This is a genomic window from Xanthomonas hortorum pv. cynarae (genome assembly GCF_002939985.1).
In the GTDB taxonomy this organism is placed as follows: domain Bacteria; phylum Pseudomonadota; class Gammaproteobacteria; order Xanthomonadales; family Xanthomonadaceae; genus Xanthomonas; species Xanthomonas hortorum_D.
Genome location: NZ_MDFM01000083.1, coordinates 1 through 641 on the forward strand (window position 1 = coordinate 1; position 641 = coordinate 641).

Below are 641 nucleotides of genomic sequence, written 5' to 3' on the forward strand. Positions count from 1 at the left end.
CCGTATATCGCTTGCTGCTCATAGACACCTCCGAATCGACCATTTTCCATGGCCTTGAGATGTCTAGGAAACCCTGGGCGTATCAATTTCTTCATGTTCTGGCCCTCCTACGGCTTCACTTGCAGCCAGTTTTTCGGGTTGGGAGTCTTCCCGATCCTGGGTTCCGTCGATGCCTCATGCGCGGCTTCCTGCTGCGCCTCACGGTCGGTTTGGGCCTGCAACTGCGCACCGATGGCGTTTTGCTGCGCGAGAAGCAGGCCACGGATTTGCAGGAGCTGGTTGGATTGTTGGCTGGCAATCTGGTTGGCATATCCGATGGCTTCCATCTGCCCTTTTGCGCCCTGCGCCTGCGATTGCAGACGTTCAAGCTGTCGCGCGTCTGACTTGAGATTTTCCTGCTGATCTTTGATGCCCTTGAACAGCGCATCATTTGCAGCCTTTTGCGACTGCGAAGCCAAGGCGCGAGTCTTTTCCAGCGCGGCGCGTTCGGTGTCCGAGCAGCCGGCCGAGGTGAAGCACGGCGACGATTTGTAGTAGGACATGTCCTGGAACTTGCCTAGGGAACCTCTGAACAACGCACCACAGATACGCGACACTACCCGCCTATTGTTGAGGAGTGATCCATGCAACTGACGTTCGGT

1 protein-coding gene is annotated in these 641 nt (G+C 56.5%); it reads right to left on the reverse strand.

What is annotated here, in order from left to right; all coding sequences use genetic code 11:
- Positions 1-107: 107 nt before the first annotated feature.
- On the reverse strand, positions 108-641 hold a 534-nt coding region (gene trbJ, locus XcyCFBP4188_RS22325; protein ID WP_218972695.1), incomplete at its 5' end, for a P-type conjugative transfer protein TrbJ.